Annotated in this window: 20 protein-coding genes; 5 read left to right on the top strand and 15 right to left on the bottom strand. The window is 69.7% G+C overall.

Going from position 1 to position 19,640, the window contains the following annotated elements:
• Positions 1-35 precede the first annotated feature (35 nt).
• Positions 36-836, bottom strand: coding sequence for an ABC transporter permease (locus ACIBVP_RS11100; RefSeq protein ID WP_396105908.1), 801 nt, complete (start codon positions 834-836; stop codon positions 36-38).
• Between ACIBVP_RS11100 and ACIBVP_RS11095 the strand changes: the two genes are divergently transcribed.
• Complete coding sequence (locus ACIBVP_RS11095; protein ID WP_396105906.1) at positions 824-1,786, top strand: hypothetical protein; 963 nt, start codon at positions 824-826, stop codon at positions 1,784-1,786. The two genes, ACIBVP_RS11100 and ACIBVP_RS11095, sit on opposite strands and share 13 nt — an antisense overlap.
• Positions 1,787-1,858: 72 nt before the next feature.
• On the opposite strand, the gene ACIBVP_RS11090 is transcribed toward ACIBVP_RS11095, so the two are convergent.
• The 6 genes from ACIBVP_RS11090 to ACIBVP_RS11065 form a co-directional block, all read right to left on the bottom strand.
• Positions 1,859-2,788, bottom strand: a complete 930-nt coding sequence (locus tag ACIBVP_RS11090; RefSeq protein WP_396105905.1) for an ABC transporter ATP-binding protein — start codon at positions 2,786-2,788, stop codon at positions 1,859-1,861.
• Positions 2,789-2,828: 40 nt separating this feature from the next.
• Positions 2,829-4,109 carry a hypothetical protein gene (locus ACIBVP_RS11085; RefSeq protein WP_396105904.1) on the bottom strand — a complete coding sequence of 427 codons (1,281 nt, stop codon included), beginning with the start codon at positions 4,107-4,109 and terminating at the stop codon, positions 2,829-2,831.
• A 103-nt stretch (positions 4,110-4,212) separates the two neighbouring features.
• Positions 4,213-4,620, bottom strand: coding sequence for a nucleoside-diphosphate kinase (gene ndk / locus ACIBVP_RS11080; protein WP_396105903.1), 408 nt, complete (start codon positions 4,618-4,620; stop codon positions 4,213-4,215).
• Between the two features lie 61 nt (positions 4,621-4,681).
• A complete protein-coding gene (locus ACIBVP_RS11075; protein WP_396105902.1) occupies positions 4,682-5,068 on the bottom strand; it encodes a DUF4233 domain-containing protein in 387 nt (128 codons plus the stop codon).
• Entirely contained in the window at positions 5,065-6,420 is a 1,356-nt protein-coding gene (locus ACIBVP_RS11070; RefSeq protein WP_396105901.1) for a bifunctional folylpolyglutamate synthase/dihydrofolate synthase, read from the bottom strand. Before ACIBVP_RS11070 ends, ACIBVP_RS11075 begins: the two co-directional genes overlap by 4 nt.
• Positions 6,413-9,040, bottom strand: a complete 2,628-nt coding sequence (locus ACIBVP_RS11065; protein WP_396105900.1) for a valine--tRNA ligase — start codon at positions 9,038-9,040, stop codon at positions 6,413-6,415. Before ACIBVP_RS11065 ends, ACIBVP_RS11070 begins: the two co-directional genes overlap by 8 nt.
• A 145-nt stretch (positions 9,041-9,185) precedes the next feature.
• Between ACIBVP_RS11065 and ACIBVP_RS11060 the strand changes: the two genes are divergently transcribed.
• Together ACIBVP_RS11060 and ACIBVP_RS11055 are read left to right on the top strand one after the other, a co-directional pair.
• On the top strand, positions 9,186-10,148 hold the full coding sequence (locus ACIBVP_RS11060) for a hypothetical protein (protein ID WP_396105899.1): 963 nt from the start codon (positions 9,186-9,188) through the stop codon (positions 10,146-10,148).
• Between the two features lie 68 nt (positions 10,149-10,216).
• Positions 10,217-10,465, top strand: coding sequence for a mycoredoxin (locus tag ACIBVP_RS11055; RefSeq protein WP_396105898.1), 249 nt, complete (start codon positions 10,217-10,219; stop codon positions 10,463-10,465).
• Here ACIBVP_RS11055 and ACIBVP_RS11050 read toward each other — a convergent pair.
• The 3 genes from ACIBVP_RS11050 to ACIBVP_RS11040 all read right to left on the bottom strand — a co-directional run bounded on the left by ACIBVP_RS11050 (position 10,446) and on the right by ACIBVP_RS11040 (position 12,809).
• Positions 10,446-11,990, bottom strand: a complete 1,545-nt coding sequence (locus ACIBVP_RS11050) for a phytoene desaturase family protein (RefSeq protein WP_396105897.1) — start codon at positions 11,988-11,990, stop codon at positions 10,446-10,448. The two genes, ACIBVP_RS11055 and ACIBVP_RS11050, sit on opposite strands and share 20 nt — an antisense overlap.
• 10 nt (positions 11,991-12,000) lie before the next feature.
• Complete coding sequence (locus tag ACIBVP_RS11045; RefSeq protein ID WP_396105895.1) at positions 12,001-12,174, bottom strand: hypothetical protein; 174 nt, start codon at positions 12,172-12,174, stop codon at positions 12,001-12,003.
• A 65-nt stretch (positions 12,175-12,239) separates the two neighbouring features.
• A complete protein-coding gene (locus ACIBVP_RS11040) occupies positions 12,240-12,809 on the bottom strand; it encodes a helix-turn-helix domain-containing protein (RefSeq protein WP_396105894.1) in 570 nt (189 codons plus the stop codon).
• A gap of 85 nt (positions 12,810-12,894) precedes the next feature.
• On the opposite strand from ACIBVP_RS11040, the gene fdhD reads away from it, so the two are divergent.
• The gene (fdhD, locus tag ACIBVP_RS11035; RefSeq protein ID WP_396105893.1) at positions 12,895-13,722 is read left to right on the top strand and encodes a formate dehydrogenase accessory sulfurtransferase FdhD; all 828 of its coding nucleotides are present in this window, start codon (positions 12,895-12,897) and stop codon (positions 13,720-13,722) included.
• Here the strand turns inward: fdhD and ACIBVP_RS11030 are convergent.
• The gene (locus ACIBVP_RS11030) at positions 13,709-14,299 is read right to left on the bottom strand and encodes an RBBP9/YdeN family alpha/beta hydrolase (RefSeq protein ID WP_396105892.1); all 591 of its coding nucleotides are present in this window, start codon (positions 14,297-14,299) and stop codon (positions 13,709-13,711) included. The two genes, fdhD and ACIBVP_RS11030, sit on opposite strands and share 14 nt — an antisense overlap.
• Positions 14,300-14,329: 30 nt before the next feature.
• Between ACIBVP_RS11030 and ACIBVP_RS11025 the strand changes: the two genes are divergently transcribed.
• Positions 14,330-15,160, top strand: coding sequence for an alpha/beta fold hydrolase (locus ACIBVP_RS11025; protein ID WP_396105891.1), 831 nt, complete (start codon positions 14,330-14,332; stop codon positions 15,158-15,160).
• A gap of 54 nt (positions 15,161-15,214) precedes the next feature.
• Here the strand turns inward: ACIBVP_RS11025 and clpX are convergent, their stop codons facing one another.
• The 4 genes from clpX to tig all read right to left on the bottom strand — a co-directional run bounded on the left by clpX (position 15,215) and on the right by tig (position 19,532).
• On the bottom strand, positions 15,215-16,516 hold the full coding sequence (clpX, locus tag ACIBVP_RS11020) for an ATP-dependent Clp protease ATP-binding subunit ClpX (protein WP_396105890.1): 1,302 nt from the start codon (positions 16,514-16,516) through the stop codon (positions 15,215-15,217).
• Between the two features lie 231 nt (positions 16,517-16,747).
• A complete protein-coding gene (locus ACIBVP_RS11015) occupies positions 16,748-17,380 on the bottom strand; it encodes an ATP-dependent Clp protease proteolytic subunit (protein WP_396105889.1) in 633 nt (210 codons plus the stop codon).
• Positions 17,381-17,412: 32 nt separating this feature from the next.
• Complete coding sequence (locus ACIBVP_RS11010; RefSeq protein ID WP_396105888.1) at positions 17,413-18,030, bottom strand: ATP-dependent Clp protease proteolytic subunit; 618 nt, start codon at positions 18,028-18,030, stop codon at positions 17,413-17,415.
• A 110-nt stretch (positions 18,031-18,140) separates the two neighbouring features.
• Positions 18,141-19,532 carry a trigger factor gene (tig, locus tag ACIBVP_RS11005; RefSeq protein ID WP_396105887.1) on the bottom strand — a complete coding sequence of 464 codons (1,392 nt, stop codon included), beginning with the start codon at positions 19,530-19,532 and terminating at the stop codon, positions 18,141-18,143.
• Between the last annotated feature and the right edge of the window lie 108 nt (positions 19,533-19,640).

Below are 19,640 nucleotides of genomic sequence, written 5' to 3'. Positions count from 1 at the left end.
CGGGAGCACACGCAGCAGCAACCCACCCCCGGCCGTCACGCCGCCAGCCTCCTGGTGAACGTGCGGACACCGAACCACCAGCCGATCGCCAGCAGCACCAGCAGGTAGGCGACGTGACCGGCCGCGGCCAGCGGCGGGAGGTCCCCGAAGGCGGCGCCCCGGCTCAGCTCCGTGCCGTGCCACAACGGCGTGACCCACGCGAGCGGCCGCAGCCAGACAGGCAGGTGCTCGACCGGGAAGAACGTGCCCGCGAACAGGGTCATCGGCATCACGACGAAGCGGAACAGTGCGTTGAACTGCTGCCCTTCGGTCCGCAGCGTCGCCGAGTACGCGGCGATCGGGGCGGCGAACGACAGCCCGGCGAGGATCGCCACCGCCAGCGAGCCCAGCACACCGAACCCCGTGACCGCGCCGAGCGCGGCCGCCACCACCAGATAGGCGGCGCCCGACGACGCCAGCCGCAAGCCCACCCACACCATGTGCCCGGCGAAGATCTGACCTGGCGTGATGGGCGACGCGGCGATGCCGAGATAGGTCTGCTGCCACTTGAACGCGGACAGGATCGGGTAGGTGGACTCGAACGCGGCGATCTGCACGGAACTGGCCGCGAGCAGCGCAGGCGCCAGGTAGACCACGTACTCGAGACCGCCGATCGCCGGGCTCGACCGGACCTGCGAACCGAGGCCGTACCCGAGGGCGAGCAGGAACAGGACCGGCTGGCCCACGCTGGACACCACGGTCGCCCGCCAGTTGCGCCGGTACCAGGTCCACATCCCCTCGACGACGATGTACGCCGCGTGTGCCGGGTTGACGACCCGGCCACGTGCTCGCGCCATTGCTGGTCCTCCTCGCCCCATCATCACCGCCGATCGGGGGATGGCAAAAGGACCATCCGGATGACGAACCACATTCCGCACCTGAAGCTTCACTCTTTCGCGGGCTGCTCTCGCTCGGGCACACAGGCGACACTTTCTGGTGGTTTCATTTGCCTTGGAGGAAAACCGCCGTGGCCCTGCGCGCACGTCCCTCACGTCACGACACGACGGCTGTCCAGTTCCTTTCCGTCGCAGCGGATCTGCTGGACGCCTTCCTGCAGGCGGACCCAGTCGATGACACACAGCCCCAGCGTCTCGGCCACATCAGCTTTCCCACGGCGCTGGACTGGCTGCGGACCGACGACGTCATCCGGCTGGCCCCGTCGTGGTCCGGGGAGGCCGCGCGCCGGCGCGCGTTCTTCAGCCGGTGGGCCACGCGTGGCGACTTCCTGGCAGATGCCGTGGTCTACGCGCTACTGCGGGAACAACCGGCGATCCCGTCCCCCCGGCGCGACCAGGACGTGCCGCTCTCGCGGTACATCGCCGACGTGACCGACGACCTGTTGACGAACCTGGTGCACCATCCGAGGAGCTACCTCGTGCTGCACCTCGCTCCGCTGCTGCCCCGCCATCCGAACCTCGCGGCCGCGTTCGCGCCGGGTTCGCGGCCGGCGGCCCAGGCCTGGGCGGGCGTCTACCGCAGACTCGCGGACGGCCTCGACCTCGTGCTGCGTCCCGAGTGGACGTTCAAGCGCCTGACCTCGGTGTTGCAGGCCATGGTGGACGGTTTCGTGCTCCGGCACCGGGTGGAGCCGCGACGCCACCAACGCCAGGGCTGGCAGGACGCGAACATGCTCGCGGACGCGGTGATCGCGTTGCTGCTCGGCGCGGTCGACTGGGATCTGACCGGAATGTCAGGACGGGCGGCAATTGACAGGTTCACGACACCGCAGCCGGTGCGTCCTTTCTGATTACCGCGGTCACCCATTTCTTCCGGCGGCAAATTCCGGTGGGGAAATCCGTCGCGGATTTCCCACCGGCGCTCAGTCGACGAGCGTGCGGCCGGTGAGGCGCAGGAACACGTCCTCGAGGGTGCTGCGCCGCACCAGGCTCGAGACCGGGTCCACACCGCGTCGGTGCACCGCGCCGAGCACGGCCTCCCCGTCGGCGGCGTAGAGCAGCACGCGGTCGGGCAGCGCCTCGACGCGGTCGGCGAGGCCGCTGAGCCGTTGTTCCACCGAGGCGTTGTCCTGACCGGGTGGAAACCGCAGTTCCACCACCTCCTTGGTGGAGTAGCGGCTGATCAGCGCCGACGGGCTGCCCTCCGCGGCGACGCGGCCGCGGTCCATCACGACGAGGCGATCGCAGAGCTGCTCGGCTTCGTCCATGTAGTGGGTGGTGATGATGAGGGTGACGCCGTTCTGCTTGAGCCGGAACAGCCGGTCCCACAGCAGGTGGCGGGCCTGCGGGTCGAGGCCGGTGGTCGGCTCGTCGAGGAGGAGCAGTTCGGGGTCGTTGATGAGCGAGCGGGCGATGGTGAGGCGCCGTTTCATGCCGCCGGACAACGACTCGACCTCGTCGTTGGCGCGCTCGGCGAGCTGGGCGAACGCGAGCAGCTCGGTCGCCTTGGCACGGACGTGTGCCTTCGAGAGGCCGAAGTAGCGGCCGTAGACGTGCAGGTTCTGGCGGACCGTCAGCTCGGTGTCGAGGTTGTCCTGCTGCGGCACGACACCGAGCCGTGCGCGGACGCTGGGGCCGTCGTGGTCGGGGTCCATCCCCAGCACCCGCAGCTCACCGCCGGTGCGTGGGGACACACAACCGATCATGCGCATGGTGGACGACTTGCCCGCGCCGTTCGGGCCGAGGAAGCCGAAGGCCTCCCCGCGCCGCACCATCACGTCGATCCCGTCCACCGCGGGCAGGCGGCCGAACCGCTTGACGAGCCCCCGCGCCACGACCAGTGCGTCTCCCACGCTCGGAGCGTAAGCCGCGGGGCTCGACGTGCCCTGCTCGTTAACCCGAGCGGCCGAATCGCTTGGTGAAGCGCTCGAGCTCGGCCTCCAGCGCCTGCACCTTCTCGCGGATCTGGTCGGCACGCTCGTCCGCGTTCGCCAGCATCTCGTCGTCGCCGGTGGTCACGGTGATGCCACGGGCCCGCGCGGTGGCGAGGACCGACTGGTTGACCGCCGGGTCGGCGAGCACCAGCGCGGACACCACACCCGCGCTGAGCTCCTTGGTGCGCCCGAACGACGCCTTGTAGGCGATCTCGGCGGGGATCCGCAGGTCGAGCTCGAACTTCTCGAGCTGGTCCTTGGCGGTGGCGATGGTGATGGTGAGCAGGGCCTGCCCGAGCGCGTCGAGGAGCCGCTTGCGGCCGGGGAACCACGGCACAGGCAGGTTCTCGACCTGCTGCTGAACCGCGTCACCGACGAGGTAGTCGACGATGTGGCGGGTCCGCAGTTCGGTGACCTTCTCCCATTCGACGTCGTCCCCGTCGAAGGCGATCTCCTGCGGCGAGTAGGCGATGCCGCCGAAGCGGTTCAGCCTGACGACGAGACCGCGGACACGCTGGGGCACCTTGGGGTGTTCGCCGAGCAGGTCACCGACACCGATGGACCAGTCACCCGGGATGGGACCGACGGGCGGCCTGCGCGCGGCGAGGAGCTTCTGGAACATCTCGACGAGTTCCTGCACCTCGGACGCGTCGGCGTGGTCCTCGGGCTCGTCGGCGAGGCTGGGCTCGCCTTCGGGGGCCTTGTCGGCCACCGGCGTCGGCTGAGCTGGGCCTGGCGCCGCGACCTGGGGACCGCCCGGGTTCGACGGGGCAGGAGGGGCGCCGAGGTTGCCCGCGAACGCGGCGGGAGCACCGGGCGGCGCTGTCGTGCCCCTGAAGGTGGCCTGTGGGCCGCCAGGCCGTGCCGGACCACCGTGCGGGACAGGCGCGCCGGTGAGCGGGGCCTGAGGGCCGGCGAAGGGGCCTCGCTGGTCACCGTGCGGTCCGGGACGCCCGGCGTGCGGGGCCTGCGGTGCTCGCAGGGCTTGGGCCTGAGGGCCGGCGTTCTGGGGTGTGGCGGACGGGCGGGGCGAGCCGGGGATCACCTGGGTGATCTCCGGATCGTCGGTGTCGGCGGGCGCGGCACCCGTCTTCACGACCTGTGTGGCGTCCGGGTCGTCGTCGGTGGACATGCGGCGGGAGGCGGCTTCCGCCGCGTCCTTGACCTTCTCGGCCGCTTTCTCCGTCGCCGACAGGGCGCCCTTGAGCAGCCCACGACCGAACCCGCCGATATCTGGCATTTGTCACTCCCCCACTCCGGATGGCGCGCTCACAATAGCGGCCTCACCAGCGGCGAAAGGGGCGAATCGCGGGGCTCGGCGTGGCCGAGCCCCGCCGGTGGGCTCAGACGCCCGGGAACCAGAGGTCGATCTCGCGCTTCGCGGACTCCGGGGAGTCGGAACCGTGGACGATGTTGTACTGGACCTCGAGGGCGAAGTCGCCGCGGATGCTGCCGTTGTTGGCCTGCACCGGGTTGGTGGCGCCCGCCAGCTGGCGGAACGCGGCGATGGCGTTCTCGCCCTCGACGACCATGGCGGCAACCGGGCCGGACGTGATGAACTCCAGCAGCGACTCGAAGAACGGCTTCTCGGCGTGCTCGGCGTAGTGCTGCTCGGCGACGCTCCGCTCGACGTTGCGCAGCTCCAGCGCGGCCAGCTTCAGGCCCTTGCGCTCGATGCGGGAGATGACCTCACCGACCAGGCCACGGCTGACGCCGTCCGGCTTGACCAGGACCAGGGTGCGCTCGCTCACGACTGTGGGTACTCCTTCATGGGGGAAGTTACTGCGCGAAAAGCGTAGCTGGCGGATTTCGCTACTCCGACGGGGTCGCCTGCTGGCTGGGCAGGCGTCCCTCGGCCATGCGTTTGGCGACGTCGTGGCGCATCCACAGCAGCACCGCCCACACCAGGCCGAACACGAGGCCCAGAACGCCGAGCGCGACGACCGCGAACCAGCAGGCGATCATCACGACCTGCAGGCCGGCGGCCACCCACCTGCCCCACGGCTTGCGCAGGAACGCGCAGGTCACGAGCAACGCCAGCGCCAGCGCGCCGACCAGCACGCCCTGCCACGTCCCGATGCCCTCGCCCAGCTTCGCGACCACCGGCAGCGCCAGCAGGACCACGATCACCTCGAGGACGAGCGTCGCGGACATCACGCCGACGAACGACCGCATCGGATCGACCGGTTTCGCGCTCATGCCGGTTCCTTGCCGAGCAACGCCCTCGCCTCGCCCGCGGTGACCACGGAGCCGGTCACCACGACACCGACACCGGACAGCGGTTCCTCGGCGTCGGCCTCCGCCAGGGCCAGGGCGGCGTCGATCGCGTCGTCCAGCCGGGGGCGCACGTCGACGCGGTCCGGACCGAAGATCTCCGTCGCGATGTCGCCCAGCTCCTCCGCCGGCATGGCGCGTTCGGACGAGTTGGTCGTCACCACCAGCTCGTGGAACGCCGGCTCCAGGGCCGACAGGATGCCGCGTACGTCCTTGTCCTGCATCACGCCGACGACACCGACGAGGTTGCGGAAGCCGAAGTCCGCGTCGAGCGCGTCCGCGAGCGCCTGTGCCCCGTGCGGGTTGTGCGCGGCGTCGACGAACACGCTCGGCGCGGAACGGACCCGCTCCAACCTGCCGGGCACGGCCACCGACGCGAAGCCCTCGCGGATGGCCTCCGGGTCGAGCATCCGCTGCGCCCCGGCACCGAAGAACGCCTCCACCGCCGCGAGCGCGAGTGCCGCGTTGTTCGCCTGGTGCGGCCCGTGCAGCGGAAGGAAGACGTCGTCGTACGCACCGCCGAGACCCTGCAGCTTCAGCATCTGCCCGCCGACCGCCACGTCCCGGCGCAGCACGCCGAACTCCAGGCCCGCCCTGGCGACCGTCGCGTCCACCTCGACGGCCCGCCGCAGCAGCACCTCGGCCACCTCGGGTGTCTGCTCGGCGAGCAGCGCGATCGAGCCCTGCTTGATGATCCCGGCCTTCTCGGCCGCGATGCCGGTGATCTCCGAGCCGAGGAACTCGACGTGGTCGACGCTGATGGGCGTCACGATCGCGACCTTGGCGTCGGCGACGTTGGTGGCGTCCCAGGTGCCCCCGAGACCGACCTCCACCACCGCCGCGTCGACCGGGGCGTCGGCGAACGCGGCGAACGCCATGCCGGTGAGCACCTCGAACTTGCTCATCGCCACGTCGGAGCCGCGGTCGATCATCGCGATGTACGGCTCGATGTCGCGGTACACCTCGACGTACCGCTCCGGCGAGATCGGTGCGTTGTCGACGGCGATCCGCTCGGTCACCAGCTGCAGATGCGGACTGGTGTACCGGCCGGTCCGCAGACCGATGCGCGTGAGCAGCGCATCGATCATGCGGGCGACCGATCCCTTCCCGTTGGTACCGGCCACGTGGAGGACCGGGTACGCCTTGTGCGGGTCGCCGAGCAGGTCCACGAGCAGCCGGATCCGCGCCAGCGTCGGCTCGATCTTCGTTTCGGGCCAACGGGTGTTGAGCTCCGACTCGACCTGCCGGAGATCGTCCAGTGTGGACTCGTCAGCCACCGAACGACTCCAGCCGCGCCGTGATCCTGGCGATGTCGGCGACCGCCACGTCACGACGGCCCTTGATCTTCGCGACGACGTCGGCCGGTGCCTTGTCGGTGAAGTTCGGGTTGTTCAGCTTCGCGTCGCAGCCCTTCAGCTCCTTCTCCGCGACGGCGAGGTCCTTCTCGAGCCGCTTGCGCTCCGCCACGAGGTCGACCGTGCCGGACAGGTCCAGCTCGACGTGGACGTTGCCGTCCGGCAGCGACACCTCGATCGAGGCGCTCGGCGTGAACGACTCACCCGGCGCCTCCAGCCGCGCCAGCGACGAGACCGCGGTCGCGAGCGAGCCGAGCCCGGCCTCCTCGACGCCGACCAGCTTGGCCTTCACCCGCTGACCGGGCTTGACACCCTGGTCGGACCGGAACCGCCGGACCTCGGTGACCAGCTTCTGCACACCCGCGATCCGCCGGGCCGCGTCGGTGTCCGCCTCGGCGCCGGACGGCTTCGGCCACGATGCGACGACCAGCGATTCCTCGCCGGTCAGCGTGGTCCACAACCGCTCGGTGACGAACGGGACCAGCGGGTGCAGCAGCCGCAGCACAGCGTCGAACACGTGCCCGAGGACGGCACGCGTCGCGTCCGCGCGGGCGCCGCCCTCACCGATCTGGACCTTCGCGATCTCCAGGTACCAGTCGCACAGCTCGTCCCACGTGAAGTGGTACAGCGCGTCGGAGAGCTTCGCGAACTGGTAGTCCTCGAACAGGCCGTCCACTTCGGACACGACGGCGTCGGTCAGGTCGAGAATCCAGCGGTCGGCGTCGGTGAGCTGGTCGCGCGGCGGCACCTCGCTGGCCACGGTCGCACCGTTCATCAGCGCGAACCTGGTCGCGTTCCACAGCTTGTTGCCGAAGTTGCGCGAACCGGCCGCCCACTCCTCGGCGAGCGCCATGTCGCTGCCCGGGTTGGCGCCGCGGGCGAGGGTGAACCGGACCGCGTCGGCGCCGAAGCGGTCGAGCCAGTCGAGCGGGTCGATGACGTTGCCGCGCGACTTCGACATCTTCTTGCCGGACGCGTCGCGGATGAGCCCGTGCAGGTACACGTTGTCGAACGGCTGCTTGCCGTCCATCGCGTACAGGCCGAACATCATCATCCGCACGACCCAGAAGAAGAGGATGTCGTAGCCGGTGACGAGGACGCTGTTCGGATAGAACTTGTCCAGGTGCGCGGTCTTCTCCGGCCAGCCGAGCGTGGAGAACGGCCACAGCGCGGACGAGAACCACGTGTCGAGGACGTCGGGGTCCTGCGTCCACCCGTCACCCGCCGGCGGCTCCTCGTCCGGGCCGACGCAGACGACCTTGTCGTTCGGGCCGTACCAGACGGGAATGCGGTGACCCCACCACAGCTGACGCGAGATGGTCCAGTCGTGCATGTTGTCGACCCAGTCGAAGTACCGCTTGGACAGGTCGGCCGGGTGGATCGTGGTGCGGCCGTCGCGGACCGCGTTGCCCGCCTCCCGCGCGAGCGGCTCGACCTTGACGAACCACTGCAGCGACAGCCGAGGCTCGACCACGGTGTCGCAGCGCGAGCAGTGGCCGACGGAGTGGACATACGGCCGCTTCTCGGCGACGATCCGGCCCTGCTCGCGCAGCGCGGCGACGATCGCGGGCCGCGCCTCGAACCGGTCCAGCCCCTCGAACGGGCCGTGCGCGATGATGTTCGCCCGCTCGTCCATGATCGTGATGGCGGGCAGGTCGTGGCGCTGGCCGATCTCGAAGTCGTTCGGGTCGTGCGCGGGGGTGACCTTGACCGCACCCGTGCCGAACTCGGGGTCGACGTGCTCGTCGGCCACGATCGGGATCATCCGGCCGGTCAGCGGCAGTTCGACCTCGGTGCCGACCAGGTGGGCGTACCGCTCGTCGTCGGGGTGGACGGCGACCGCGGTGTCACCCAGCATCGTCTCGGCCCGCGTGGTGGCCACGACGATCGAGTTGTCACCCTCGCCGTAGCGGATGGAGACGAGCTCGCCCTCGTCGTCGGCGTACTCGACCTCGATGTCGGACAGCGCGGTCATGCAGCGCGGGCACCAGTTGATGATCCGCTCGGCCCGGTAGATCAGGCCGTCCTCGTAGAGGCGTTTGAAGATCGTCTGGACCGCCTTGGACAGCCCCTCGTCCATGGTGAACCGGTCACGGCTCCAGTCGACGCCGTCGCCGAGGCGGCGCATCTGGCCGAGGATCCTGCCGCCGTACTCGGCCTTCCACTCCCAGACCCGCTCGACGAACGCCTCGCGCCCCAGGTCGTGCCGGGTCTTGCCCTCGCGGGACAGCTCCCGCTCGACGACGTTCTGGGTGGCGATGCCCGCGTGGTCCATGCCGGGCTGCCACAGCGTCGCGTACCCCTGCATGCGGCGGCGCCTGGTCAGCGCGTCCATCAGGGTGTGGTCGAGCGCGTGCCCCATGTGCAGGCTGCCCGTCACGTTCGGTGGCGGCAGGACGATGCAGAACGCCGGAGCGTCACCGTGCGGGTCCGGGGAGAAGTAGCCCGCGTCTACCCACCGCTCGTACAGCTCCGCCTCTACCGTGGCCGGCTCCCAGGCCGGCGGGAGGTCTGTGGGCTGCTGCGATGCGGTGTCAGTCACGCCCAAAAGTCTACGAACCGCGACCGGACGCCTGCATTCGAGTTCCGCAGCCCACACATTGTTAACGCGCGGGTCGGTCGAATCGATGAGCTGAGCACTGGAAGATTCGTGTTCTGCCTGGTTGCGGGGCAAGGTAGGGGAGCAGGTGAAGGCTCGGCAGCGTGCCCAGGAACAGCCGGCCCCCGAGGCCGACTGGGCGCACACCGTCGAACGCGCGGCCAGCGAGGACGTGCGGGAACTGTTGCGCGTCGAACAACGGCGTCGCCGCGGCCGCAGGCTCGCGGGCGGGCTCGTCGTGCTCGCGGTCGCCGCGGTGGTGACGCTGCTGGTCAGGAGCAGCCTGTTCACGCCGGTACCCGGCGACCCGGTGTCCGACGACACGCCGTCGCGGTCCGCGGCCCAGCTCGACCTCACGAAGCCGTTCGCGTCCACCCCCGCCGCCGACTGGGCCGACGGGGCGGCCGGCATCACGGCGCCCGCGCCGAAGGCGATCCGCGAGTTCAGCGCCGCGCAGGTCGCGGAGGCGACCGGGCTGGTGCGGGAGGCGCTGGTCGCGAGCAGGATCGACACCCGGCTGGTGGTCGGGCACGACCCCACGGGCTACCTGGGCCTGCTGGCGCCGGACGCGCGGCGCCAGCTCCAGCCGCTGTTCGGCGACGGGCACGAGCCGCAGGTCCAGTCGCTCGTCAGCATGGTCGCGTCCGGGACCGAGCTGCTGCCGGTCGATCCGAAGGTGTCCGGGTCGATGTCGGTGCGCGCGGGCGGGCCGGGTGAGCTGGTCGTGCACACCAACTACGTGTTCGCGTACGCGTTCCGGCCCGACCGGCCGACGAAGCCCGCGGACGCGATGGACGTGATCGTCGTGGTGCGGTCGGACGTGGACTACGTCCTGCGCAGCGGCGAGCGGTGGACGCCGGGCAGCCGCGGTCTGTGGTTCGGCGACGCGTCCGGCTTCGGCTACTCGATCGGGTGCGACGCCTACCGGAAAGGGTTCCTCGCTCCGGTCGCCGCTGAACCCTCCGTGACCGCCCCGGCCGACGACGGTCGCCCGGACGCGTTCTTCGACCCGACCGCGCCGCTACCGGCGGCAGGCGGGTGCCATCCCTGAACCGGGCATGTTTCGGGACCGTCCCGCGTTGAGATGACCGAGACGGTTCCTTCCCGACAGGAGTGGTGATGACCGAGGCCCCCGCGAAGCTGACGATGTACTCGACCACCTGGTGCGGCTACTGCCGGCGCCTGAAGTCGCAGATGGATCGCGACGGCATCGACTACGCCGAGGTCGACATCGAGCGGACGCCGGGCGCGGCCGAGTTCGTGATGAGCGTCAACGGCGGTAACCAGACCGTGCCGACGCTCCACTTCCCCAACGGCAAGGCACTGACGAACCCCACGCTCGCGCAGGTCAAGGCCGAGCTGAACTAGCAAGCACCGCCTGCGCGGCGTTGTGGCCGCCGAGGCCGCTGACGCCGCCGCCGCGGCGTGCGCCACTGCCGCACAGCAGGAGGTTGGGCACGTCGGTCTCGACACCCCAGCCACCGCCGTGGTCGCTGAACGGCCATGCCAGGTCGCCGTGGAAGATGTGGCCGCCTGGCATGGCCAACTCGTCCTCGATGTCGAGCGGGGTCCGCGCCTCGACGCACGGCCTGCCGTCCTCGTCGGCCGCGACGCAGTCCTCGACCGGTTCGGCCAGGTGGCGGTTCAGGCCTGCCAGGTACCGCGCGCACAGGTCGGCTCGTCTGCCGGTGTTGTCCGATGTGAACAGGTCCGCCGGCGTGTGCAGGCCGAACAGGGTCAGCGTGTGGAGCTGACCATCCACAATGGAGTCGTCGGTCAGCGTGTGACAGTACATCTCGCCGGGCAGCGGGTCCGGCACGGCACCGGAAACGCTTGCCTCGTAGGCGTTCTCCAGCTCCGCATAGGACTCGTCGAGGTGGAGCGTGCCCGCGAACGCCTGCCTCGGGTCGACCCCGCTGCGCAACCGGGGCAGCCGGGACAACAACATGTTGATCTTCAACTGGGCTCCGGCCGGCGCGGTCGTGGCACGGCCCCGCAGGCGGTCGAACACGGCGGGTGCCACGCCGGACAGCACGTACGAGGCGGCCACCGTGCGCTCGGTGTCGCCGGACACATAGGTCACCTCGGCCACCGCGCCGTCGGCGTCCACGCGGGACACCTCGGCCGACGTCCGCAGCACCGCACCCGCCTCACACGCGACCCTCGCGAGTTCCCCGGTCACGGCGCCCATGCCGCCCACGGGCACCCGCCACTCGCCGGTGCCGTCACCGATCAGGTGATACAGGAAGCAGCGGTTGGCGAGCAGCGACGGCGAACGCAGCGACGTGTGCGTGCCGATCAACGCGTCGGTCGCGACCACGCCGCGGACCACGTCGTCGGCGAACGTCTCCTCGATGGCGACGCCGATCGGCTGCTCGAACACCTGCTCCCACAAGCGTTCCCCGGCCGCCTCGACCACGCGCGACCGGAACTCGGCACGCGAGGGCACCGGCTCCAGCATCGTGGGCGCGACCACCTGGGCCATCGCAGACAGCGACGAGTACCACGACATCCACCGGGCGAACTCGTCGTCCGAACCGGTGAGTTCCCGGAACGAGGCGGCAGTCGCCTCCCCCGGTTCGCGCTCCACCAACAGCCCGGCCGGGCGTCCGTCCCGCTCGACCGGCGTGTACGACGACACGGCACGCGACCGCAACGCGATCCGCAGCCCGAGATCGCGGACGATCGCGCTGGGCAAGAGGCTCACCAGGTACGAGTACCGGGACAGCCGTGCCCCGACCCCCGGGAACGGGGTGGCGCTGACGGCCGCGCCGCCGACCCGGCCGAGCCGTTCGAGCACGAGCACGGACTTGCCTGCACGGGCCAGGTAAGCGGCGGCGACCAGTCCGTTGTGGCCACCGCCGACCACCACCACGTCGTAGCGTTCGGTCACCCGGATCACGCTACCGGGCAACGCCGAGCCTGCGAGCCCGAACCGCCCGGGGCGCGGGCCGGGGCGCGGGCTTCGGCTCGTCGCGCGACTCGCGAGCGGCCCTGGCGAGCCGGGACTCGTCGGCGTCCCGGACGAGGTCCGCGTGCCGTGCTTCGACGAGTGCTCTGGCGCTGAAGACATCCATGACAATCTCCGTTTCCGGGCAGGTTGAAGAGAGCCGTCGCCGCACGACGGCTGGTTCAGTGGTGTTCAGTCCTTCTGCGGCGCGACCGTGACCGAGAAGAAGAGGTTCACGGCACGCGCACCTTCCGGGCGCAGTTCGGGCCTGGTGCGCCGCTCCTTGTACTTGTCCATGAGTGCGCGCACCACCCGGTGGACCTCCACGACCTCGTCGACGGTCATGAACTCGTTGGCGTTGTCGACCCCGATGACCTCGCCCCACTCCTCCGACTCGAGATGGGAGGTCAGGTGACGTTCCCTGATCTGGGTGAGCGCGTGATCCAGGAAGGCGCCAGAGGCGGCCTGAACCGCGAGCACGCCATCAGCGTCCATTCCGATGCTGCTGATGCTCTGACTCTGGCTCAACAGCCGCCAGGGCTTCTCCCGGCCTTGCCCGCCCTCCGCCTTCTCCACGTACCGGTACTTGGCGAGCAGGTTGAGGTGGTACGAGCAGTTGGCGACGCTCTCGCCGGTCTCCTGGGCGCACTGGGTCGCGGTGGCGGTCCCCTCCCGTCCGATGATCTCCAGCAGCTTCCACCGCACGGGGTGGGCGAGCGCTCGGAGCGCCTTGGGATCGGTGATCTTGCGCTGCTCCTCCATGCTTAACAAGGTATCTTGCTAAAGGCTTGTTTAGCAAGACTTCTTTCTAAAGGTTTCTTGTTATGCCCGACGGTAGGCTGTGCGTGTGGGACGAGTCACCGTGCGGCGCCCGGTCCTGCGGCTGTCCGAGGACGGCAGCAGGCGGCGTCAGGACGCACTCGCGGCCGAGGAGCCACTCGAGTTGCGGGTCAACGGCACGGCACTCGCGGTCACGATGCGCACCCCCGGCCACGACGTGGAGCTGGCCCACGGCTTCCTCCTCACCGAAGGCGTGATCGGCGACGCGCGGGACATCAGCACCGCGCGCTACTGCGACGGCGTCGACGACCAGGGCCGCAACACGTACAACGTGCTCGACGTGGCCCTCGCACCGGGCGTCGAACCGCCGGACACCGGCGTGGCACGCACGTTCTACACGACGTCGTCGTGCGGGGTGTGCGGCAAGGCCGCACTGGACGCGGTGAAGCTGAAGACCCGGTTCTCCCCCGCCGCGGACGAGCGCCGGGTGGCTCCGGAGACGCTGGTGACGTTCCCCGACAGGCTGCGTGCGCAGCAGAAGGTGTTCGAGTCGACGGGCGGCCTGCACGCGGCGGGCCTCTTCACCACCGACGGCGACCTGCTGGTGGTCCGGGAGGACGTCGGCCGCCACAACGCGGTCGACAAGGCGACCGGGTGGGCGCTCATGAACGGCCACGTACCGGTCGGTGGCTCGGTGCTGATGGTGTCGGGCAGGGCGAGCTTCGAGCTGGTGCAGAAGGCCGCCATGGCGGGCATCCCGATCCTGGCGGCGGTGTCCGCGCCGTCGTCACTGGCCGCGGAGCTGGCGGACGAACAGGGCATCACGCTGATCGGTTTCCTGCGCGGCACCAGCATGAACGTCTACACGCACGCGGAGCGCATCACCGGTTCGTGACCATCCTGGTGTGCCGGTCGGCGACCCAGTCCCGCACAGCGGGCCACGGCCCGTAGCCCGCGTGCCCGTCCAGGTGAGCACCGCCGGGGATGATGTCGAGGTCGATCTTCAGCTCGGCCGCCATGTCGACCGCCTCGTCGACCGAGCACGCCTCGTCGTCGTCCCCGACCACCAGCTGCGTCCACCCCGCCGCGCGCCGCAGGCCCGCCGCGTCGAGCGGCGCGGGCGTGAACCCGTGCACGTCGGGGTGGTGCCAGCGCGGTCCGGGCGGCGACACCAGCATGACCCGGTCGAACCGCAGCGGGTGGCGGTCGGAGTCGACGAGCTGGGCGGCGTGGTGCAGCCACAGAGCGGCGCCGCAGGAGTGCGCGAGCACGATCCGCTCCTCGTCGGCGGGCGCGGCCTCCAGGTGGTGCCGCAGTTCGGCGAGCCAGAGGTCCAGCCGGGGCCGGTCCGGCTCGGACAGCTGGGGCACCTCGACCACGATCCCCGTCTCCGCGAGTTCGTGGGCGAGCCAGCTCTGCCAGTGCGGGGGCGCGGCGCCCATGTGCCCGTGGAGCAGCAGAACGTACGGCATGCGGCCATCCTCGCACCGTTAGGGTGTGGTGTGCCTGCTTTCCTTGCCGCGGACGGAACGAAGCTCCATGTCGACGAGGCAGGCGAGGGCAGGACCCTGGTCGTCCTGCCGGGAGGCGCGGGCAGGCACCCGGACTACCTCGGCGATCTGGCCGGCCTGCCGGGCCACCGCGTGACCGTCCACTTCCGAGGCGCGGGCAACACCCCGGCCGCGCCGACGACGGAGGCCGGCTCGTACTGGCACCAGGCGCACGACCTGGAAGCCCTGCGCGCCCACTTGGGCCTCGAAAAGCTCGCCCTGGTGGCCCACTCGGCGGGCACGCGAGCCGCGATCGCGTACGCCGCCCAGTACCCGGACCGAGTGGCGAGCATGCTGCTGATCACCCCGCCGGTGGCGTACCTGACCGACACCCCGTCGGACGTGGAGGAGATCACCGCCCACCGCGTCGGGGACCCCGTCTTCGACACCGCGATGGCGGCCATGCGAGAAGGCCCGCGGGACTCCACGCAGGAGACCTTCGAGGCGTGGCAGGCGCTGACCGCCCCGGCCACGTACGCGGCGTGGACCGAGAAGGAGCAGGCGCACGCGAAGATCGGTCACACGCTGCGGTCCACGGTCCAGGCGTTCCTGAGCGTCGCCCCACCGGACGACCTGCGGGACCGGCTGGCCACGGTGACGGCGAAGGTCCGGGTCATCGCGGGCGCCGAGGACGCGGCCACGGGCCTGGCCCCGGTGCTCGCGGCGGCGGGGCTCTTCCCCCACGGTGAGGCCGTCGTGATCGACGACTGCGGCCACTACCCGTGGGTGGAACAGCCGGAGTCGTTCCGCAGGGCCGCCGACCCGTTCGTAACCGGGCCCTGAACAGCGACGAGGGGCGTGGTCACCCACGCCCCTCGGGCCAAGCTCAGCGAACGATCAGGCCGACTTCTCGCGACGCTCCCGGCGCGACGGCTGCCGGGCCACGATCGTCGGGTTCACGTTCTCGCGCACCGTCTGCTCGGTGATGACCACCTTGGCGACGTCCGACCGCGACGGAATGTCGTACATGACCGGCTGGAGGACCTCCTCCATGATGGCCCGGAGCCCACGGGCGCCGGTGCCACGGAGAATCGCCTGGTCAGCGATGGCCTCGAGCGCGGCGTCGGTGAACTCCAACTCGACGCCGTCCATCTCGAACAGCTTCTGGTACTGCTTCGACAGTGCGTTGCGGGGCGTGGTGAGGATCTGCACCAGCGACGCCTTGTCGAGGTTCGTCACGGAGGCCACGACCGGCAGACGCCCGATGAACTCGGGGATCAGGCCGAACTTGATCAGGTCCTCCGGCATGGTGTCGGCGAAGAAGTCGGCGGTGTCGATCTCCGCCTTCGACCGGATCTCGGCGCCGAAACCGAGGCCGCGCTTGCCGACGCGGTCCTGGATGATCTTCTCCAGCCCCGCGAACGCGCCCGCCACGATGAACAGCACGTTCGTGGTGTCGATCTGGATGAACTCCTGGTGCGGATGCTTGCGACCACCCTGCGGCGGCACCGACGCGGTCGTGCCCTCCAGGATCTTCAGCAGCGCCTGCTGCACACCCTCGCCCGAGACGTCCCTGGTGATGGACGGGTTCTCGGACTTGCGGGCGATCTTGTCGACCTCGTCGATGTAGATGATGCCGGTCTCGGCGCGCTTCACGTCGTAGTCGGCGGCCTGGATCAGCTTCAGGAGGATGTTCTCGACGTCCTCACCGACGTAGCCCGCCTCGGTCAGCGCGGTCGCGTCGGCGATGGCGAACGGCACGTTCAGCAGCTTCGCGAGCGTCTGCGCCAGGTACGTCTTGCCGCAGCCCGTCGGGCCGAGCAGCAGGATGTTCGACTTGGTGAGCTCGACGGTCTCCTCGCGGGACTCGCGGCCCTCACGCCCCTCCGGCCGGGCACGGTCACCGGCCTGGATGCGCTTGTAGTGGTTGTAGACGGCCACGGCCAGCGTGCGCTTGGCCTCGTCCTGGCCGATCACGTACTGGTCGAGGAACTCGTCGATCTCGGCGGGCTTGGGCAGCTCGTCGAGCTTGACGTCGCCGGCCTCGGCCAGCTCCTCCTCGATGATCTCGTTGCAGAGGTCGATGCACTCGTCGCAGATGTACACGCCGGGGCCGGCGATGAGTTTCTTCACCTGCTTCTGGCTCTTCCCGCAGAAAGAGCACTTCAGCAGGTCTCCGCCGTCGCCGATACGCGCCATGACCGCTGACCTCTGTCCCCTCCGGCCCGCTCCGGGAAACGAGCCTGGATCTGTGGCCTGTTACGGGCTTGGAGTCCAAGTGTCGCGCACTCCGCTCCAGGCCCGGTGGTGCCTGTTGCCCTCGACGGTACCTGCCAACCCCCACTCAATGGGAGAACCTGACCGCCGAGTTGTCGGATTCGGCCGATCAGGTGGCCCCGGAAACACGGTCCGGAGCCACCCGCGACCGGATCAGGGCCGGTTCGCCGACAGCTTCCGGTACGGAAGCACGTCGTCGACGATGCCGTACGCCTTGGCCTCCTCGGCCGTCAGAATCTTGTCGCGCTCGATGTCCTTGCGGATCTGGTCCGCGTCCCGGTTGGTGTGCCGGGCCAGCGTCTCCTCCATGAGACGACGCACGCGCTGGATTTCGTTGGCCTGGATCTCCAGGTCGGAGACCTGCCCGTAGACGCCCTCCATGGCCGGCTGGTGGATCAGCACGCGGGCGTTCGGCAGCGCGAAACGCTTGCCGGGGGTGCCCGCCGCCAGCAGCACCGCGGCCGCGGAGGCGGCCTGGCCGAGGCAGAAGGTCTGCACGTCGGGCCGGGCGAACTGCATGGTGTCGTAGATCGCCATCAGCGACGTGAACGAGCCACCGGGCGAGTTGATGTACATGGTGATGTCGCGGTCGGGGTCGACCGACTCCAGGTACAGCAGCTGCGCCATCACGTCGTTGGCCGACGCGTCGTCGATCTGCACGCCGACGAAGATGATCCGCTCTTCGAACAGCTTGTTGTACGGGTTCGACTCCTTGACCCCGTAGCTCGTGCGCTCGACGAAGGACGGCAGCACGTAACGGGACTGCGGAGCGTAAGGGTTGCTCACGGTGTCATTCTCCTAGGTCTCGTGACCCGGCGTCAGCTGCGGCTGCCGTTGGGGGTCTGGCTCGCGCGGGTGACCACCTGGTCGACGAAGCCGTACTGGCGGGCTTCCTCGGCCGTGAACCACCGGTCACGGTCGGCGTCCTGGGTGATCTGGTCCACGGTCTGGCCGGTCTGCTCCGCGGTGAGCTCCGCCATCTCACGCTTCCACTTGTTGAGCACCTCGGCCCGGATCGCGATGTCGGAGGCCGTACCGCCGACACCACCCGACGGCTGGTGCATCATGATCCGCGCGTGTGGCAGGGCGTAGCGCTTGCCGGGCGTACCCGCGCTGAGCAGGAACTGGCCCATGGAGGCCGCCATGCCCATCGCCCAGGTCTGGACGTCCGGCTCGATGAGCATCATCGTGTCGTAGATCGCCATGCCCGCCGAGACGGAACCGCCCGGCGAGTTGATGTAGAAGACGATGTCCTTCTCGGCGTCCTCGGCAGCGAGCAGCAGCAGCTGCGCCGTGATCCGGTTGGCGATCTCGTCGTCGACCTCGGAACCGAGGAACACGATGCGCTCACGGAGCAGCCGCTCGTACACCGAGTCGTTCAGGGTGAGCCCTGCGGTGCCCGACCGCATGTCGGGCGTCTGCCGTGGATGCGTCACGTCTGCCTGCCTTCTCCGCTCTGGTTGCGAGGTTGATCTGGTGTCACGTCCGACATTAACGAAGGTGGGCGGCATCGAATGCCCGACACCGCCCGAGTTCGCTCAGAGCGTCACTTGGCGTCTGCGTCCTCGACCGGTGCGTCAGCCGCCTGCTCCACCGGCGCCGCCTCGGCCGCGGCCTCCCGAGGACCGAACAGCTCCTCGAGGTCCACGGTGTTGCCGCTCGCGTCCGTGACCGTCGCCATGCGCACGACCGACGCCAGCGCCTTGCCCCGGCGCACGTCCGCGAAGATGGCGCCGAGCTGGCCGGACTGCTGCGCACGCTGCACGTACTCGTCCGGGCTGATGCCGAAGCGCTGCGCCTGGTAGATGATCCGCTCGGTCAGCTCGTTGTCGTCGACGCTCACGTTCTCGGCGTCCGCGATCGAGTCCAGGACCAGCTGGGTCTTGACGGCCTTCTCGGCCTCTTCCTGCACGTCGGTGTTGAACTGCTCCAGGGTCTGCCCCTGCGAGGTGAGGAACTCCTCGAACTTGGCCTCGTCGTGGTCGAAGGCGTGGACCGCGTCGTGCTTGCGGACCTCGACCTCGGACTCGACGACCTTCTCCGGCAGCGGCACCTCGGTGACCTCGAGCAACGCCTCCAGGACCTTGTCCCGGGCCTGGACGCCCTGCTGCATCTTCTTGACGCGAGTCAGGCGCTCACGCAGGTCGGTCTTCAGCTCGTCGATCGTGTCGAACTCCGACGCCAGCTGGGCGAACTCGTCGTCCGGCTCGGGCAGCTCACGCACCTTCACCGTGTTCACCGTCACGGTGACCTCGGCGTCCTGGCCCGCGAAGTCGCCGGCCACCAGCTTCGTCGTGAACGTCGCCGACTCACCCGCCGACGTGCCGATGATCGCCTCGTCGATGCCCTCGATCATCTCGCCCGAGCCGACCTCGTAGGACAGGCCGCTGGTCTTGGCCTCCTCGACCTCCTGCCCGTCGACCGTGGCCGACAGGTCGATCGAGACGAAGTCACCGTTCTCCGCGGCGCGCTCGACACCCGTCAGCGTGCCGAACCGGGCGCGCAGCTCGTCCAGCTGCTCGTTCACCTCGTCGTCGGCCAGCTCCAGGTCGTCCACCGACACCGACAGCTCACCGAACGCCGGGACCGTGATCTCCGGGCGGATGTCCACCTCGGCCGTGAACGCGATGTGGTCGCCGTCCTCCAGCTTCGTGACCTCGATGTTCGGCTGGCCCAGCGTGCGGACCTCGCCCTCCGTGATCGCCTCCATGTACTTGGCCGGAATGGCCTCGTTGACGACCTCGTCGAGGATCGGCGCACGGCCGATACGGGACTCGATGACCCGGGCGGGCGCCTTGCCGGGACGGAAGCCGGGGATGCGGACCTGCGAGGCGAGCTTCTTGTACGCGCGGTCGAAGTTCGGCTTGAGCTCGTCGAACGGCACCTCGACGTTGATCCGGACCCGCGTCGGGCTCAGGTGCTCGACGGTGCTCTTCAACGTGATCTCCTGGGTAGCTGGATTGACCGGTATGGGCTCTCGCGAGTGTATGGAACTCACGGCCAGGCGAGGCGAGCGGGGCCGACCTGCTGCTCTGACACATCTGCA

Origin of the sequence: Actinophytocola sp. NPDC049390, assembly GCF_044466355.1 — a bacterium.
Taxonomy (GTDB): Bacteria; Actinomycetota; Actinomycetes; order Mycobacteriales; family Pseudonocardiaceae; genus Actinophytocola.
This window is presented reverse-complemented; position numbering and strand designations above follow the sequence as displayed.

Excerpts from the sequence above, each read along its gene's own strand:
- ACIBVP_RS11100 (WP_396105908.1), bottom strand. The coding sequence starts at position 836 with ATGGCGCGAGCACGTGGCCGGGTCGTCAACCCGGCACACGCGGCGTAC.
- ACIBVP_RS11085 (WP_396105904.1), bottom strand. The coding sequence starts at position 4,109 with ATGCCAGATATCGGCGGGTTCGGTCGTGGGCTGCTCAAGGGCGCCCTG.
- ACIBVP_RS11075 (WP_396105902.1), bottom strand. The coding sequence starts at position 5,068 with ATGAGCGCGAAACCGGTCGATCCGATGCGGTCGTTCGTCGGCGTGATG.
- ACIBVP_RS11055 (WP_396105898.1), top strand. The coding sequence starts at position 10,217 with ATGACCGAGGCCCCCGCGAAGCTGACGATGTACTCGACCACCTGGTGC.
- ACIBVP_RS11045 (WP_396105895.1), bottom strand. The coding sequence starts at position 12,174 with ATGGATGTCTTCAGCGCCAGAGCACTCGTCGAAGCACGGCACGCGGAC.
- ACIBVP_RS11040 (WP_396105894.1), bottom strand. The coding sequence starts at position 12,809 with ATGGAGGAGCAGCGCAAGATCACCGATCCCAAGGCGCTCCGAGCGCTC.
- ACIBVP_RS11030 (WP_396105892.1), bottom strand. The coding sequence starts at position 14,299 with ATGCCGTACGTTCTGCTGCTCCACGGGCACATGGGCGCCGCGCCCCCG.
- clpX (WP_396105890.1), bottom strand. The coding sequence starts at position 16,516 with ATGGCGCGTATCGGCGACGGCGGAGACCTGCTGAAGTGCTCTTTCTGC.